We start from the raw sequence: 16,214 nt of genomic DNA, 5'->3' as shown, positions 1-16,214 counted from the left end.
CAGTCTTTCACGGTTCGACGTCACACCGGAGCACGGCCGACGACCATCCGGGGTCGTCGGGTCAGGTCGTCGCGCGTGACGACGTCGACCAGGCCGGCGGCGGCTGCCGCGCCGCGTGCCCCGTCCGCCTGGACCTCGGCGTGCTCCATGACGAACAGTCCTCCCGGTCGCAGGAGGCGCCGGGCCGCCAGCGCGATGCCGCGGGGCACCTCCAGACCGTCCGGTCCGAGCCCGTAGAGCGCGACGGCCGGGTCGTGCCGGGCGACCTCGGGATCGCGCGGGACGGCGTCCGACGGCACGTACGGCGGGTTCGACACGACGACGTCGACCGTGCCGTCGAGGTGACCCAGCGCCGTGCGCGCGTCGCCGCGCACCAGCGTCACGACGTCCCGCGCCGACCCCTGTGCCGCGACGTTGCGCGCCGCCCACCCGTGCGCGACGGCGTCCAGCTCGACGGCGTGCACCTGCGCCCCGGGCACCTCGTCGGCCACGGCCAGCGCGATCGCGCCCGTGCCGGTGCACAGGTCCGCGACGACGACGGCGCCCCGGGCCGCCAGGACGGCCGCGGCCTCGTCGATCGCGACCTGGGCGACCTCCTCGGTCTCGGGCCTCGGCACGAAGACACCGGGACCGACCGCCAGCTCCAGGTGCCGGAACGGCGCCAGGCCGGTGAGGTGCTGCAACGGTTCGCGCCGCGCCCGGCGCGCGACGAGGTCGCGGTACGCCGCCACGTCGTCGGCCGGGACGGCGGGCGCGTCGAGGACCGTGCGCCGACGCACCTCCCCGCGCTCGACCCGCAGGACGTGCGCGAGCAGGATCTCCGCGTCGGTGCGCGGCGAGGGGACCCCGGCCGCGCCCAGCGTCGCCGTCGCGGCGCGCACGAGGGACCCCGGGCCGGCCGCGGCGACCGACGCGTCAGGCATCGCCCGCGGCGGCCAGGCGGGCGGCCTCGTCGGCGTCGATCGCGGACTGCACGAGCGCGTCGAGCTCCCCGGCGAGGACGTGGTCGAGGTTGTACGCCTTGTACCCCGTGCGATGGTCCGCGATGCGGTTCTCCGGGAAGTTGTACGTGCGGATCCGCTCGCTGCGGTCCACGGTGCGCACCTGCGAGCGGCGCTGCTCGGCGGCCTCCGCCGCCGCCGTCTCCTGCTGCGCGGCCAGCAGCCGGGCGCGCAGGACCCGCATCGCCTGCTCCTTGTTCTGCAGCTGCGACTTCTCGTTCTGCATGGACACCACGATGCCGGTGGGCAGGTGGGTGATCCGTACGGCGGAGTCGGTCGTGTTCACCGACTGCCCGCCCGGCCCGGACGACCGGTACACGTCGATGCGCAGGTCGTTCTGGTCGATCTCGACCTCACCCGGGTCGTCGACCTCCGGCAGCACCAGCACCCCGGCCGCCGAGGTGTGGATGCGCCCCTGGGACTCGGTCACCGGGACCCGCTGGACGCGGTGCACGCCGCCCTCGTACTTCAGGCAGGCCCACACGCCGTCGCCGGGGTCGGCGAGGTTCCCCCGGGTCTTCACCGCGACCTGCACGTCCTTGTACCCGCCGAGCTCGGTCGCCGTCGACTCCAGCACCTGTGTCGCCCACCCGCGCCGCTCGGCGAACCGCAGGTACATCCGCAGCAGGTCGCCGGCGAACAGCGCGGACTCGTCACCGCCCTCACCGGCCTTGATCTCCAGGATCACGTCCCGGCCGTCGTCGGGGTCGCGCGGGACGAGGACCCGGCGCAGGTGCTCGGCGGCGTCGCTCTCGGCCTGGCGCAGGTCGGGCAGCTCCGCGGCGAAGGAGGCGTCCTGGACCGCGAGCTCGGCCGCCGCGGCGGCGTCGTCCCGGGCGGACTCCCAGGCGCGGTACGCCCCGACCACACGGTTGAGCTCCGCGTACCGCCGACCGAGCGTGCGCGCCCGGCCGGCGTCGGCGTGGACCGCCGGGTCGGCCAGCGCCGCCTCGATCTCCGCGTGCTCGACGAGCAGCGGCCGTGCCACCGCGAAGTCCTGGGTCACGTCGTCTCCGGTCTCTGGTCCTGGCGGGTGCTGCCTCGCGGCGGGCGTCGGGCCCGCCGGTCCTCGCGGCCCCACGTGGTGGGACACGACAGCGCCGGTGGTCCAGCGTCCGACTGCCCCTGGAGAGGTTGTCGGGCGGACCACCGGCGCTGTGCGGGGGTGCTACTTCTTCTTGCCGTAGCGGGCCTCGAAGCGGGCCACGCGGCCACCGGTGTCGAGGATCTTCTGCTTGCCCGTGTAGAACGGGTGGCAGGCGCTGCAGACGTCGGCGCTGATCTTGCCGGACTTCTCGGTGCTGCGCGTGACGAACGTGTTGCCGCACGTGCAGGTCACCTCGGTGACGACGTACTCGGGGTGGATTCCGGACTTCATGATGCTCCTTGATGTGATGCCGCCGGGTCGCCTCGCAGGACCGCGAGCCGTGAACCGGCAGACCGACGAACCATTGTGCCAGAACACCGAACCGCTGTGAACGATTCCGCGCCCTGTCAGGTGTGACGTGCGAGTCAGATCGTCTCGCCGGGGCGGTCTGTGGTCAGACCGGCCGGCGTCGTCTTCTGGACCTGCAGGAGGAACTCGACGTTGGTCTTGGTGTCCTTCAGCTTGCCGAGCAGCAGCTCGATCGCCTGCTGCTGGTCGAGCGCACCCATGACGCGGCGGAGCTTGTAGACGATGCCCAGCTCCTCCTTCGACATGAGGATCTCCTCGCGGCGGGTGCCGGAGCCGTTGACGTCCACCGCCGGGAAGATGCGCTTGTCGGCCAGGTTGCGCGACAGGCGCAGCTCCATGTTGCCGGTGCCCTTGAACTCCTCGAAGATCACCTCGTCCATCTTCGAGCCCGTCTCGACGAGCGCGGAGCCGAGGATGGTCAGCGAGCCACCGTTCTCGATGTTGCGCGCCGCACCGAAGAAGCGCTTCGGCGGGTAGAGCGCCGCCGCGTCGACACCACCGGACAGGATGCGGCCGGACGCCGGGGCGGCCAGGTTGTAGGCACGCGACAGGCGCGTGATGGAGTCGAGGAGCAGGACGACGTCCTGCCCGAGCTCGACGAGACGCTTCGCACGCTCGATGGCCAGCTCGGCGACGATCGTGTGGTCCGACGCCGGACGGTCGAACGTCGAGGCGATGACCTCGCCCTTGACCGTCCGCTCCATGTCGGTGACCTCTTCGGGCCGCTCGTCGACCAGCACGACCATGAGGTGGACCTCAGGGTTGTTCGCCGCGATGGCGTTGGCGATCTGCTGCATGATGATCGTCTTGCCGGCCTTGGGCGGTGCGACGATCAGGCCGCGCTGGCCCTTGCCGATCGGGGCGACGATGTCGATGACGCGCGGCGTCAGGCGCGTCGCCTCGGGGTTCTCCAGGCGCAGCCGGTCCTGCGGGTACAGCGGCGTGAGCTTGTTGAACTCGGAGCGCTCGCGCGCCTCCTCGGGCGACATGCCGTTGACCGTGTCGAGGCGCACCAGCGCGGAGAACTTGTTGCGCGGGTTCTTGCTGGAGCCACCGGCCGGCGGCTCCTCGCCCTCGCGGGGCTGGCGGATGGCGCCGACGACGGCGTCACCCCGGCGCAGGCCGTTCTTCTTGACCTGGTTCATCGACACGTAGACGTCGTTCTCGCCGGGCAGGTAGCCGCTCGTGCGCACGAACGCGTAGTTGTCGTGGATGTCCAGCACGCCCGCGACGGGCAGCAGCACGTCGTCCTCGCGGACGTCCACGTCCTCCTGGACGTCCGGAGCACCCGGGCCGCGGCCGTTGCGGTTGCGCTTGCGGTCCCGGCCGCGGTCGCGACCACGACGACGCCGGGAACCCCGGTCGTCCAGGCCCGCACCGTCGCCACCAGAGCGGTCGTTGCCGGAGCGGCTGTTCCCGGACCGGTCGCCACCGGAACGGTCGTTGCCGGAGCGGTCGTTGCCGGAGCGCTGCTCCTGGCGTGCGCCCTGGCGCGGGTTCTGGTCGTCGCCGGAACGGTCGTCGGAGTCCTGCGACCGGTTCTCGGACGAGCGCCCGCCCTGGCGCTGGTTCCGCTCGCGCGGCGCGGCGACGGCCTCGGCCAGCTCGGCGAGACGCGCCTCGCGGTCGTCGCCCCGGGAGGACGACCCGTTGCGGTCGGACTGCGCGCCACGGTCGGGCTGGGCGGCCCGGTCGGGCTGCGCGGGTCCGGCAGGAGGCGTGGTGGTGGCCGGCGGCGCGTCGGCCGTCGTGCCGGTCGGGCGGGTGGCGCGTCGCTGACGGCGCTGCCCGGATTCGGTGGGGGCGTCCGTGCGCACGGTGGGCGCCTCGGAGACGGCGGCGGCGACCGGCGCGGCGGACGCGCCGGCGCGCTCGGTCCCGCCTTCCGCGGTCGACCGGCCACGCGCAGCCGGCGCGGCCGACCCGCCGGCGCCGCGGGTGCGGATCGCCTCGGCCAGGTCGTTCTTGCGCATGCGGCTCGTGCCCTTGACGCCCATCTTGGACGCCATCGCCTGCAGCTCGGCCAGCTTCATCGAGCTCAGGTTGTCGGTGGTGTTCGTCACGAAGGACCCTTCCCCCTCGTATGCGGCCTGGGGATACTTCCGTCAGGTCCGCCGGTGGCGGCGTCCGGAGCAGTGGCGCCCGGACGCGAACCTCGCATCAGGTGGTACGACGACGTCGACTGACGGGGTTGCTTTCGGCCTTCGACTCGGACCTGGACGGCGTGGAACGTGCCACCGCTGGCCACACATCTCCGCCGTACGACCACGCTGGGCGTGGCGACGAAAAGGGGGAGGATGCCTCGTGGTCGGTCCCGAAGGCTCAGGCCATGCTATCACTTCTGCAGACCGCCCCGACCGTGTCGATCCCTGGACGCAGGGCACGCCAGCCGGCCACCTCGTCGACCAGGTCCGCCAGGACCGCGTCGAGCGCGGGGGCCTGCTCGGCCGTCGACAGCACGAGCACCGTCGGCCCCGCCCCGGAGACGGTCGCGGCCAGGCCCTCGGCGCGCAGGGACCGGACGAGCTCGGCGGTGCCGGCCATGACCCCGGCACGGTAGTCCTGGTGCAGGCGGTCCTCGGTGGCGTCGAGCAGCAGCTCGGGACGCCGCGCGAGCACCTCGACCAGCAGCGCCGCGCGCCCTGCCGTGAACGCCGCGTCGGCGTGCGGCACCTGCGCCGGGAGCACGCCGCGCGCCCGGCTGGTCGCCAGCCGCACCTCGGGCACCAGCACGGTCGCGACGATCCGGGGGTCGATCTCGAGGTCGACCGCGCGCGGGCCCTCGGCACCCGACCACGCCAGGGTCGCTCCCCCGCGCAGCGCCGGTGCCGCGTTGTCCGGGTGCCCCTCGAACTCGGTGGCGATCGCCAGCATCGTGGCGGCGTCGAGCGCGCCCGGGTCCGCCAGCAGCCCGCGGGCCGCGACGACGCCGGAGACCACGGCCGCCGCCGACGACCCGAGCCCGCGTCCGTGCGGGATCTGGTTGACGCAGTGCATGCGCAGCCCGGTCAGGGGCGCGCCCGCGACCTCCAGCGTGTGCCGCAGCGCCCGGACCACCAGGTGGTCGGCGCCGTCGGGCACCTCGCCCGCGCCCTCGCCGTCGACCTCGACCGTGATGTCGTCGCTCGCGACGAGCTGCACCTCGATCTCGTCGTAGATCCCCAGCGCCAGGCCCATCGCGTCGAAGCCGGGGCCGAGGTTGGCGCTGGTGGCAGGGACCCGGACCCGCACGTGGTCGGCGCCGAGCCTCATGTCACTCCAGCCCGAGCGCGTCGGCGACGGAGACGACGTCGGCGCTGACCCGCGTGGGCACCACGTCCGACCCGTCCGGCGTGCGCAGCGCCCACTGCGGATCCTTGAGCCCGTGGCCCGTGACCGTCACGACGACGCGGGCACCGGCCGGGACGAGACCGCGCTCGGCACGGGACAGCAGGCCGGCCACGCCGGCGGCCGACGCCGGCTCGACGAAGACGCCCACCTCGGCCGACAGGATCCGGTGCGCCGCGAGGATCTCGGTGTCCGTGACCGCCTCGATCACGCCGCCCGACTCGTCCCGCGCCGCCTCGGCCTGGGCCCAGGACGCCGGGTTGCCGATGCGGATCGCCGTGGCGATCGTCTCCGGGTCCACCGGGTGGCCCTTGACGATCGGCGCCGCACCCGCGGCCTGGAAGCCCCACATGGCCGGGGTGCGCGTGGCGACCGCCTGCGGTGCCGCGCCCGGACCGTCCTCGCTGGTGGCGATGCCCGCGTACTCGCGGTAGCCCTTCCAGTAGGCCGTGATGTTGCCGGCGTTGCCCACCGGCAGGGCGTGGATGTCGGGGGCGTCGCCGAGCGCGTCGACCACCTCGAAGGCCGCCGTCTTCTGCCCTTCGATGCGGTCCGGGTTGACCGAGTTCACCAGCTCCACGGGGTACGCCTCGGCCAGCTTGCGGGCCACCACGAGACAGTCGTCGAAGTTGCCGTCGACCTGCAGGAGCCGGGCCCCGTGGGCCACCGCCTGGCTGAGCTTGCCCATCGCGATCTTGCCGTCCGGCACCAGGACTGCGCAGATCATCCCGGCCCGGGTCGCGTACGCGGCCGCCGAGGCGGAGGTGTTGCCCGTCGAGGCGCACACGACCACCTTGGCCCCGCGCCCCGCGGCGGCCGACATCGCCGTCGTCATGCCGCGGTCCTTGAACGAACCGGTCGGGTTCATGCCCTCGACCTTGACGTACACCTCGGCACCCGTGCGCTCCGAGAGCACCGGTGCGGCCACGAGCGGGGTACCGCCCTCGGCGAGAGTGACGATCTTCTCGGTGAGGTGCTCCGGAAGACGGTCGGCGTACTCGGTGATGACACCCCGCCACTGGTGGGCCGGCATGCTCAGACTCCCTCGACTCGCAGGACAGAGATGATGCGCCGGACGGGCGCGAGCCCCTCCAGCGCGGCGACCGTGGCCGCCAGCGACGCCTCGCGGGCCGCGTGGGTCGTGATGACCAGGTCGGCCACCGGCTCGGGCGTCCGGACCGCCCCGGGGGCGGGCTCCGACGCCGGCTCGGCGGTGAAGGTGTAGGCGGGCGTCTCGGCGACGCTCTGACGCACCGTGTCGATCGAGACGCCGTGGTCGGCCAGGACGCCGGCCACCTGGGCGAGCACCCCGGTGTGGTCCTCCACCTCGAGGCGGACCTGGTAGCGGGTCACCGCGGCGTCCGGCGGCAGCACGGGCAGGGAGGCGTAGGCCGACTCGAAGGATCCCTTGCCGCCGGTGAGCCGGTCCCGGGCGACCGAGACCAGGTCACCGAGCACTGCCGACGCCGTCGGCCGCCCGCCCGCACCCTGGCCGTAGAACATCAGCGGGCCCGCACCGTCGGCCTCGACGAAGACGGCGTTGAAGGCGCCCCGCACCGCGGCCAGCGGGTGCTCCGCGGGCACCAGCGCCGGGTGCACCCGCGCGGACACGCCCTCGGCGGTGTGCTCGGCGATGGCCAGCAGCTTGACCACGTACCCCGTGCGCCGCGCCCAGTCGACGTCCTCGGCCGTGACCGCGCGGATGCCCTCGCAGGCGACCTGGTCGATGGAGACGCGCGTGTGGAACGCGAGCGAGGCGAGGATCGCGGCCTTGGCCGCCGCGTCGAGGCCGTCGATGTCGGCGCTCGGGTCCGCCTCGGCGTACCCCAGCTCCTTCGCCTGCTCGACCGCCGCGTCGAGGTCGAGCGAGTTCGACGTCATCTCGTCCAGCACGTAGTTCGTGGTGCCGTTGACGATGCCGAGCACCCGGGTGACGTGGTCCCCGGCCAGGGACTCGCGCACCGGTCGCACGATCGGGATCGCCCCGGCCACGGCCGCCTCGAACGCGACGTCGACGCCGGCGTCGTCCGCGGCCTCGAAGAGGACCGGGCCCTGCTCCGCGAGCAGGGCCTTGTTCGCCGTGACCACGCTGGCCCCCGCGCCGATCGCGCGCAGGATGAGGCTCCGGGCCGGCTCGATGCCGCCCATCAGCTCGATGACGAGGTCGGCGCCGTCCACCAGCGCCTCGGCGTCGTCGGTGAGCAGGTCCGCCGGGATCCCGTCGCGCACCCGGGACGTGTCGCGCACGGCGATGCCCGCGAGCTCGAGCGTGGCACCCGCACGGGCGGCCAGGTCGCCCGTCTGGTCGAGCAGGATGCGTGCCACCTGGGTACCGACGACCCCGCAGCCGAGGAGCGCCACGCGCAGCACGCGCTCCTGGGGTGCGCCGGACGAGGCGGTCGCGCGGGCAACGGGAGCGGACACGTGGGTCACCTTCGATGTCGGGTCGGGGGAACGAGGGCCAGGATAGCCGCGCGGCGTGGCGGTCTGGCGCCCCGTCCCGCATGCTGTCGCCTCGGGTCGGCCGGCTCAGCCCTGGTCGAGCGCCAGCAGGTCGTCGAGCGTCTCGCGCCGCACCAGGACCCTGGAGGCGCCGTCGGCGACCGCGACGACCGGCGGACGCGTCAGGCCGTTGTAGTTGGACGCCATGGACCGCCCGTACGCACCCGTGGCCGCGACCGCGAGGAGATCACCGGCACGGACGTCGCCCGGCAGCATCACCTGGTGCACGACGATGTCGCCGCTCTCGCAGTGCTTGCCGACGACGCGCGCCAGCACGGGCGCCGCGTCCGAGGCGCGCCCCACGACCTCCGCGTGGTAGTCCGCCCCGTACAGGGCCGGGCGGATGTTGTCGCTCATGCCGCCGTCGACCGACACGTACAGGCGGGTGAACTCGCCGTCGTCGTCCGCCACCGTCACCGGCTTGACCGTCCCGACCGTGTACAGGGTCAGCCCGGCCGGACCGACGATCGCCCGGCCCGGCTCCACCGAGAACCGCGGCAGGGCGGTGCCGAGCTCGGCGCACACCGCCGCCACGGCCGCTGCGACGTCCCGGGCGACGGGTCCCGGCTCGAGGGTCTCCTCACCGGGCAGGTAGGCGATGCCGTACCCGCCGCCGAGGTCGACCTCCTCGACCAGGGCACCGGTGCGCCGCGCCAGGTCCGCGCGCAGCTGCAGCACCACCCGGGCGGCCGCCTCGAAGCCGGACGGGTCGAGGATCTGCGAACCGATGTGGGAGTGGATGCCCAGCAGGTGCAGCGACGCCCGGTCCACCACCGCCTCGAGGGCCACCAGGGCCGGCGACGTCCCGCCGTCCGGGGCGGGCGCGACGGACAGGCCGAACTTCTGGTCCTCGTGCGCCGTCGAGATGTACTCGTGGCCACCGGCGTGCACGCCGGTGGTGACCCGCACCATGACCGGCGCGACGACTCCGCGCCGGTCGGCGAGGTCGGCCACCCGCTCGACCTCCGCGAGGGAGTCGACGATGATCCGCCCGACGCCGGTGTCCAGCGCCGTGAGGATCTCCTCGTCCGACTTGTTGTTGCCGTGCAGGCCGATCTCCGACCCGGGCACGCCGGCGCGGAGCGCGACCGCGAGCTCGCCGCCGGACGCGGTGTCGACCCGCAGGCCCTCCGAGCGCGCCCACCGGGCGACCCCGATGGTCAGCAGCGCCTTGCCCGCGTAGTAGACGTCCAGGCCTGCGCCGACCTCGGCGAACGCCGCCTCGAACGCCTCCCGGTAGGCCCGGGCCCGCGCACGGAAGTCCGCCTCGTCCAGGACGTAGGCGGGTGTCCCGTGCTCGGCCGCCAGCGCGGCCGCCGTGACGCCCGCGACCTCGACCTCGCCGTCGGCCCGACGACGCACGCCGGACGACCACGGCGGCCCGGCGGCCCCCGGGCCGCCCGACGGCAGCGCCGTCGTACCCCGTCCGGTCGCCGCGCCCTGCCCCGCGACGCCGACCGGTGCGCCCTCGGTCGCGGCGCTCACATCCGCTCCGGTGCGCCGACGCCGAGCAGGTCGAGGCCGTTCGCCAGCACCTGGCGCACCGCGTCGTTGAGCCACAGACGCGTGCGGTGGGTGTCCGTGACCTCCTCGTCGGGGAACGGCGTGACACGGCACTCGGAGTACCACTTGTGGTAGTCGGCGGCGAGCGACTCCAGGTACCGCGCCACCCGGTGCGGCTCGCGCAGCTCGGCGGCCTGGGCGACGATCCGCGGGAACTCCGTCAGCTGACCGATCAGCGCGGCCTCGGTCTCGTGCGCCAGCAGCGCCGGGTCGAACGCGTCCGTGCCGTCCTCGCGCGTGCGGGCGACCGCACGGTCCGCCGCGTTGCGGTCCACCGCGCAGGTGCGCGAGTGGGCGTACTGCACGTAGAACACCGGGTTGTCGTTGCTCTGCTTGAGCAGCTCGTCGCCGGACAACGACAGCGGGGTGTCGGCCGGGAACCGTGCCAGCGAGTACCGCAGCGCGTCCGAGCCGATCCACTCGAGCAGGTCGTCGAGGTAGAGCGCGTTGCCGCGGCGCTTGCCCATGCGCTCGCCGCCGATGTTGATGAGCTGCCCGATGAGCACCTCGATGTTCTGCTCCGGGTCGTCGCCCGCGCACGCCGCGATCGCCTTGAGGCGGTTGACGTAGCCGTGGTGGTCCGCGCCGAGCAGGTAGATCTTGCCCGGGAACCCGCGGTCCTTCTTCGACAGGTAGTAGGCGGCGTCCGCGGCGAAGTAGGTGGGCTCCCCGTTGGCGCGGATGAGGACCCGGTCCTTGTCGTCGGTGAAGTCGGTGGTCCGCAGCCACACGGCACCGTCGACGTCGAACACGTGGCCCTGCTCCCGCAGCCGTGCGACGGCCTGGTCGACCGCGCCGGACTCGTGCAGCGTGCGCTCGGAGAACCACGTGTCGAAGTGCACGCCGAACGCGTCGAGCGTGCGCCGGATCGCCGCGAGCTGGGCCACGTAGCCGGCCTCGCGGGCGACGACGACGGCCTCGTCCTCGGGCAGGTCGAGCAGGTCGGGGTGCTGGGCGAGGACCTCGTCCGCACGCTCGATCACGTACTCGCCGGGGTAGCCGTCCTCGGGCGCGTCCTCGCCCTGGGCGCGGGCCAGGACGGACCGGCCGAACTTGTCCATCTGCGCACCGGCGTCGTTGATGTAGTACTCGGCCGTCACCTCCGCACCCGCGGCGCGCAGGATCCGACCCAGGGCGTCGCCGAGCGCCGCCCAGCGCGTGTGACCGATGTGCAGCGGGCCCGTCGGGTTCGCCGAGATGAACTCCAGGTTGTGGACCTGGCCCGCCAGGGCGTCGCTGCGCCCGTAGTCCGCACCCTCCTCGACGATCGTGCGGGCCAGCTCGCCCGCGGCGCCGGCGTCGAGCGTGATGTTGAGGAAGCCCGGCCCGGCGACGTCGACCGCCTTGATCCCCGGCGTCGCGCCCAGGCGCGAGGCGAGGTCCTCGGCGAGCGCCCGCGGCGTCGTGCCCGCCTTCTTGGCGAGCTGGAGCGCGACGTTGGTGGCCCAGTCGCCGTGCTCCCGCTGCCGGGGTCGCTCCACGTGGACCGACGACGGGACCGCGTCGGCCGGGAGGGCGAGGGTGCCGTCGGCCACGGCCGAGGCGAGGGCGGCGCTGAGTGCTTGCGAGAGCTGGTCGGGTGTCACCGGGCGATTCTATCGACCCCGTGACCCGACGACGGCGCGCAGGTGTGGGCTGGGCCGGGCCCGGCTGGGCTGGGCCGGGCGGCCCGCCCGGCGGGTTTACCGACCAGCGCACCGCCGGTGGTAGTCTCGGTGATCGTGCCGGGACACCACCTGTGGTGACGCGTCCGGCACCGCGCGCCTGTAGCTCAGCGGATAGAGCGTCTGCCTCCGGAGCAGAAGGTCGGGGGTTCGAGTCCCTTCAGGCGCACCAGCACGACGGCCCCGGTCCCCTCGGACCGGGGCCGTCGTCGTTCCCGGATGCTCGCTCCCGGGCGCCTGCCCCGGGTGCTCACCCCGGCAGCGCCGTCCCGGGGCCCCCGCCGCGCCGGGTACCCGATACCGACGTGGACGCCCCGACGTCGGCGGGTTAGGTTCGCCGGGTAGGCGCCGACGCAGGCGCCGGCCACCTCGCCGCGACCCGGAGCCCCCATGATCGACCACACCGTCCGCGTCTACCGACCCGACGAACCCCTCGCCCGCACCGACCAGCTCGCGTGGAAGATCGCCGAGGTCGCCACCGAGGACCTCGAGCCCACGCCGGAGGTCACCGACATGGTGATCAACCGCGTGATCGACAACGCCGCCGTGGCGACGGCCTCGCTCGGCCGCGCACCGATCCTCGCCGCCCGCGCCCAGGCCGAGGCTCACCCCGTCTCGCGCGGCGGCTCGGGTGCCACGATCGTCGGCTCCCGCGAGCGCACCAGCCCGGAGTGGGCCGCCTGGGCGAACGGCGTGGCGGTGCGCGAGCTGGACTACCACGACACGTTCCTCGCCGCCGACTACTCCCACCCCGGCGACAACGTCCCGCCGGTGCTCGCCGTCGCGCAGCACCTCGGGCGGTCCGGCCACGACCTGCTGCGCGGCATCGTCACGGGGTACGAGATCCAGGTGGACCTCGTCAAGGGCATCTGCCTGCACGAGCACAAGATCGACCACGTCGCCCACCTGGGCCCGAGCGCGGCGGCCGGCATCGGCACGCTGCTGGGCCTGAGCACCGAGACCGTCTACCAGGCGGTCGGGCAGGCGCTGCACACGACCACGGCGACGCGACAGTCTCGCAAGGGCGAGATCTCCACGTGGAAGGCGCACGCCCCCGCGTTCGCCGGCAAGCTCGCCGTCGAGGCCGTGGACCGGGCCATGCGCGGGCAGACCTCCCCCAGCCCGATCTACGAGGGGTCCGACGGCGTCATCGCGTGGATGCTGTCCGGCCCGGACGCCCGGTACACGGTCCCGCTGCCCGCCCACGGCGAGGACCGCACCGCGATCCTGGAGACGTACACCAAGGAGCACTCGGCCGAGTACCAGGCGCAGGCCTGGATCGACCTGGCCCGCCGCCTCGGCTCCGAGCACCCCGAGCTGCGCGAGCCGGGCGCCGTGCGGTCCGTGGTGCTGCACACCAGCCACCACACCCACCACGTCATCGGCTCCGGCTCCGGCGACCCCCAGAAGTACGACCCGACGGCCAGTCGCGAGACCCTCGACCACTCGATCCCGTACATCTTCACCGTCGCCCTGCAGGACGGCGCCTGGGACCACGTGGCCAGCTACGCCCCGGAGCGGGCCGGCCGCCCGGACACGATCGAGCTGTGGCGCAAGGTCACCACGGCCGAGGACCCGGAGTGGACGCGGCGCTACCACTCGCCCGACCCGGCCGAGAAGTCGTTCGGCGGTCGCGTCGAGATCGAGCTCGAGGACGGCTCCCGCGTCGTGGACGAGATCGCCGTCGCGGACGCGCACCCGCTGGGCGCGCGCCCGTTCGGGCGCGAGCAGTACGTCGCCAAGTTCCGCGCCCTGGCCGACGGCGTGCTCGCCCCCGAGGAGATCGAACGGTTCCTCGACGTCGCCCAGCGGCTGCCCGAGCTCATGCCCGACGAGCTCGGCGGGCTCACCGTGACGCCGATGGACGACCCGGCCTCGCGCGCCGGGACGACGACGGGGATCTTCTGATGCTCTACTCGACCCTCACACCGGCCGCGAAGCGCTCCGCGTTCCGCGAGCGCTTGCGCTCCGGCGAGCTCCTGCAGCTCCCGGGCGCGTTCAACCCGTTGTCCGCCCGGCTGATCGAGCGCAAGGGGTTCGACGGCGTGTACGTCTCCGGCGCCGTCGTCGCCGCCGACCTCGGCCTGCCCGACGTCGGCCTCACCACGCTGAGCGAGGTCGCGGGGCGCGCGGGCCAGATCGCCCGGATGACGGACCTGCCGACGCTCGTGGACGCCGACACGGGGTTCGGCGAGGCGATGAACGTGGCCCGGACGGTCCAGACGCTCGAGGACGCCGGTGTTGCGGGCCTGCACGTCGAGGACCAGGTCAACCCGAAGCGGTGCGGCCACCTCGACGGCAAGGAGGTCGTCGACGACGCCACGGCGCTGCAGCGCATCCGGGCGGCGGTGACCGCCCGGCGCGACGAGAACCTCCTCATCATGGCGCGCACCGACATCCGGGCCGGAGCAGGTCTCGAGGCCACGGTCGAGCGCGCCCAGGCGCTCGTCGACGCCGGGGCGGACGCCGTCTTCCCCGAGGCGATGCGCGACCTCGACGAGTTCGAGGTGGTCGCCTCCACGCTGGACGTGCCCGTGCTGGCCAACATGACGGAGTTCGGCAAGTCTGCGCTCTACACCGCGGCCCAGCTCAGGGACGCCGGCGTCGCGATGGTCATCCACCCGGTGTCGCTGCTGCGGCTGGCCATGGGCGCCGCCGACGAGGCGCTGGACACCCTGCGCGCCGAGGGGTCGCTCACCTCGCAGGTCGGGCGGATGCAGACCCGCGCCGAGCTGTACGACCTGCTCGACTACGCCGCGTACGGCACCTTCGACGCCGGCGTCTACACGTTCTCCCTGGACGATCACCACCACTGATCACCCGCGCCGGGTGCCACGAGCGCCCGCGCGTCATCCGAGCAAAGGAGCACCGATGACCGACTCCCCCGCCCCCGAGGTCCACCGGGGCCTGGCCGGCGTCGTCGCCGACACCACGGCGATCTCGAAGGTCGACCCCGCGACGAACTCGCTGCTGTACCGGGGGTACCCGGTCCAGGACCTCGCGGCGACGCAGCCGTTCGAGGCGGTGGCGCACCTGCTCTGGCACGGGGAGCTGCCGTCGTCGGCGGAGCTGGGTGCCCTCCAGCAGCGCGAGCGGTCCCTGCGGGCGATGGACGAACGCACCCGCCGGGCGATCGACGACCTCCCGCTGCACACCCACCCGATGGACGTGCTGCGCACCGCGGTGAGCCAGCTGGGCGGCCTGGACGAGACACTGCTGCGCGAGGACGGCATCCTCGACCCCGAGCTCAACCGGGACCGCGCGATCCACCTGTTCGCACAGCTGCCCGGCATCGTGGCCCACACCCAGCGCCGGCGGCGGGGCCTGGACCCGGTGCCGCCGCGCGACGACCTGGACTACGCCCGCAACTTCCTGTGGCAGACGTTCGGCGAGGTGCCCGACGACGCCGTCGTCGACGCGTTCCGGGTGTCGCTCGTGCTGTACGCCGAGCACTCGTTCAACGCCTCGACGTTCACCGCACGGGTCGTGGCCTCGACGCTCTCGGACGTGTACTCGGCCGTCACCGCGGCGATCGGTGCGCTCAAGGGGCCGCTGCACGGCGGCGCCAACGAGGCCGTGATGCACGCGTTCGCCGAGATCGGGTCGGCGGACCGCGCAGAGGCGTGGCTCGACGACGCCCTGGCGGCGAAGCGCAAGGTCATGGGGTTCGGCCACCGCGTCTACCGGCACGGCGACTCGCGGGTGCCGTCGATGAAGGCGGCCCTGGACGCCCTGGTGGCGCACTACGACCGCACCGACCTCGCCGACCTCTACGACGCGCTGGAGTCGGCGTTCGTGGAGCGCAAGGGCATCTACCCGAACCTGGACTACCCCGCCGGTCCGGCCTACCACCTCATGGGGTTCGACACCGAGACGTTCACACCGATCTTCGTGGCCGCGCGGGTCACGGGCTGGACGGCGCACGTCGCGGAGCAGCAGGGCGCCAACTCCCTGATCCGGCCCCTGTCGCAGTACGTGGGCCCGGAACGCCGCGAGGTCCCCGGCCGGTAGGTCGGGCGCCCGGCCCCGGTCCGGGCTCGGGACGGTTCACGTGACGTCGAGGGAGGTGTTCTCGCCGAAGTCGTCACGGAACCGCGGCCCGCTCTCGGCCAGCTCCTGAAGGTAGGCGGCGGCCCACTCGCCGTAGGGGTCGACGGCGAGGGACTCGTTGGAGAACCGGCGGTCGTCGGTGATCTCGGTGACGCAGAAGTCCGGGATCTGCAGCTCCGTCACGGGCCCGGACCGCTCGCACTCGGCGACGATCAGCGGGTGGTTCGCGCCACCGAACACGTCCACGGACCAGCCGTCGGCGCCCAGCCAGACGGCGTAGCGCGTCTTGACGACGCGGGCTCCCCCGCGCCGCACCAGCTCCAGGGCCACCAGGGGGTCGAGCTCCCGCTCGGCCTCGTACCGGGTGCCGCCGGTGGACGGGCCCTTGACGGTGACGGCCGAGAAGTCCACCCGGTCGCGCACCGCGTCCAGCACGTCGCGCGGGTCGCTGCGGGCGTCCAGGCGGCCGTCGACCCCGCCCGCCTGCACCCGGACGCGCAGCGCGTAACCGCCGTCGGACAGGAAGTAGGACTGCACGATGAGGGACGGCGCGTCCCGCAGCACGTCGGGGAGGCTGCGCACCAGGAACCGGCGCTCGAACTCGAAGTCTGTGTAGGCCGTGGACATGATCCGACACTACGACGCCGGGGC

General features: G+C 73.6%; 13 protein-coding genes and 1 tRNA gene. 4 read left to right on the top strand and 10 right to left on the bottom strand.

What is annotated here, in order from left to right; translation table 11 throughout:
* Positions 1–20 precede the first annotated feature (20 nt).
* The 9 genes from prmC to ACNHYB_RS15495 all read right to left on the bottom strand — a co-directional run bounded on the left by prmC (position 21) and on the right by ACNHYB_RS15495 (position 11,435).
* Complete coding sequence (gene prmC, locus ACNHYB_RS15535) at positions 21–923, bottom strand: peptide chain release factor N(5)-glutamine methyltransferase (RefSeq protein ID WP_418276265.1); 903 nt, start codon at positions 921–923, stop codon at positions 21–23.
* Positions 916–2,007 (bottom strand): peptide chain release factor 1, encoded by a 1,092-nt coding sequence (gene prfA, locus ACNHYB_RS15530; protein ID WP_418276264.1) that lies wholly within the window; start codon positions 2,005–2,007, stop codon positions 916–918. The genes prmC and prfA overlap by 8 nt, the downstream gene beginning before the upstream one ends.
* 162 nt (positions 2,008–2,169) lie before the next feature.
* Positions 2,170–2,379: a 50S ribosomal protein L31 gene (rpmE, locus tag ACNHYB_RS15525; protein WP_418276263.1), complete on the bottom strand. Its 210-nt coding sequence runs from the start codon at positions 2,377–2,379 to the stop codon at positions 2,170–2,172.
* A gap of 134 nt (positions 2,380–2,513) precedes the next feature.
* Positions 2,514–4,490, bottom strand: coding sequence for a transcription termination factor Rho (rho, locus tag ACNHYB_RS15520; protein ID WP_418278081.1), 1,977 nt, complete (start codon positions 4,488–4,490; stop codon positions 2,514–2,516).
* 289 nt (positions 4,491–4,779) lie between these two features.
* Entirely contained in the window at positions 4,780–5,709 is a 930-nt protein-coding gene (thrB, locus tag ACNHYB_RS15515) for a homoserine kinase (RefSeq protein ID WP_418276262.1), read from the bottom strand.
* Position 5,710: 1 nt separating this feature from the next.
* Entirely contained in the window at positions 5,711–6,817 is a 1,107-nt protein-coding gene (gene thrC, locus ACNHYB_RS15510; protein WP_418276261.1) for a threonine synthase, read from the bottom strand.
* Positions 6,818–6,819: 2 nt separating this feature from the next.
* A complete protein-coding gene (locus ACNHYB_RS15505; RefSeq protein WP_418276260.1) occupies positions 6,820–8,208 on the bottom strand; it encodes a homoserine dehydrogenase in 1,389 nt (462 codons plus the stop codon).
* A gap of 105 nt (positions 8,209–8,313) precedes the next feature.
* Positions 8,314–9,696 carry a diaminopimelate decarboxylase gene (gene lysA / locus ACNHYB_RS15500; protein ID WP_418278080.1) on the bottom strand — a complete coding sequence of 461 codons (1,383 nt, stop codon included), beginning with the start codon at positions 9,694–9,696 and terminating at the stop codon, positions 8,314–8,316.
* A 71-nt stretch (positions 9,697–9,767) separates the two neighbouring features.
* The gene (locus ACNHYB_RS15495) at positions 9,768–11,435 is read right to left on the bottom strand and encodes an arginine--tRNA ligase (protein WP_418276259.1); all 1,668 of its coding nucleotides are present in this window, start codon (positions 11,433–11,435) and stop codon (positions 9,768–9,770) included.
* Between the two features lie 174 nt (positions 11,436–11,609).
* Here ACNHYB_RS15495 and ACNHYB_RS15490 point away from each other — a divergent pair.
* The 4 genes from ACNHYB_RS15490 (at position 11,610) to ACNHYB_RS15475 (ending at position 15,524) form a co-directional block, all read left to right on the top strand.
* Positions 11,610–11,685, top strand: a tRNA-Arg gene (locus tag ACNHYB_RS15490).
* A 218-nt stretch (positions 11,686–11,903) separates the two neighbouring features.
* Entirely contained in the window at positions 11,904–13,421 is a 1,518-nt protein-coding gene (locus tag ACNHYB_RS15485) for an MmgE/PrpD family protein (protein ID WP_418276258.1), read from the top strand.
* Positions 13,421–14,329 carry a methylisocitrate lyase gene (gene prpB / locus ACNHYB_RS15480; RefSeq protein ID WP_418276257.1) on the top strand — a complete coding sequence of 303 codons (909 nt, stop codon included), beginning with the start codon at positions 13,421–13,423 and terminating at the stop codon, positions 14,327–14,329. Before ACNHYB_RS15485 ends, prpB begins: the two co-directional genes overlap by 1 nt.
* A gap of 55 nt (positions 14,330–14,384) precedes the next feature.
* Positions 14,385–15,524, top strand: coding sequence for a bifunctional 2-methylcitrate synthase/citrate synthase (locus ACNHYB_RS15475; protein WP_418276256.1), 1,140 nt, complete (start codon positions 14,385–14,387; stop codon positions 15,522–15,524).
* Positions 15,525–15,560: 36 nt separating this feature from the next.
* Here ACNHYB_RS15475 and ACNHYB_RS15470 read toward each other — a convergent pair whose 3' ends face one another.
* Positions 15,561–16,190, bottom strand: coding sequence for a CYTH domain-containing protein (locus ACNHYB_RS15470; RefSeq protein ID WP_418276255.1), 630 nt, complete (start codon positions 16,188–16,190; stop codon positions 15,561–15,563).
* Positions 16,191–16,214 lie beyond the last annotated feature (24 nt).

This window comes from Isoptericola jiangsuensis (assembly GCF_048320105.1).
Taxonomy (GTDB): Bacteria; Actinomycetota; Actinomycetes; order Actinomycetales; family Cellulomonadaceae; genus Isoptericola; species Isoptericola jiangsuensis_A.
The sequence above is the reverse complement of the archived record's forward strand: the minus strand, read 5'-3'. Positions and strand labels throughout refer to the sequence as shown.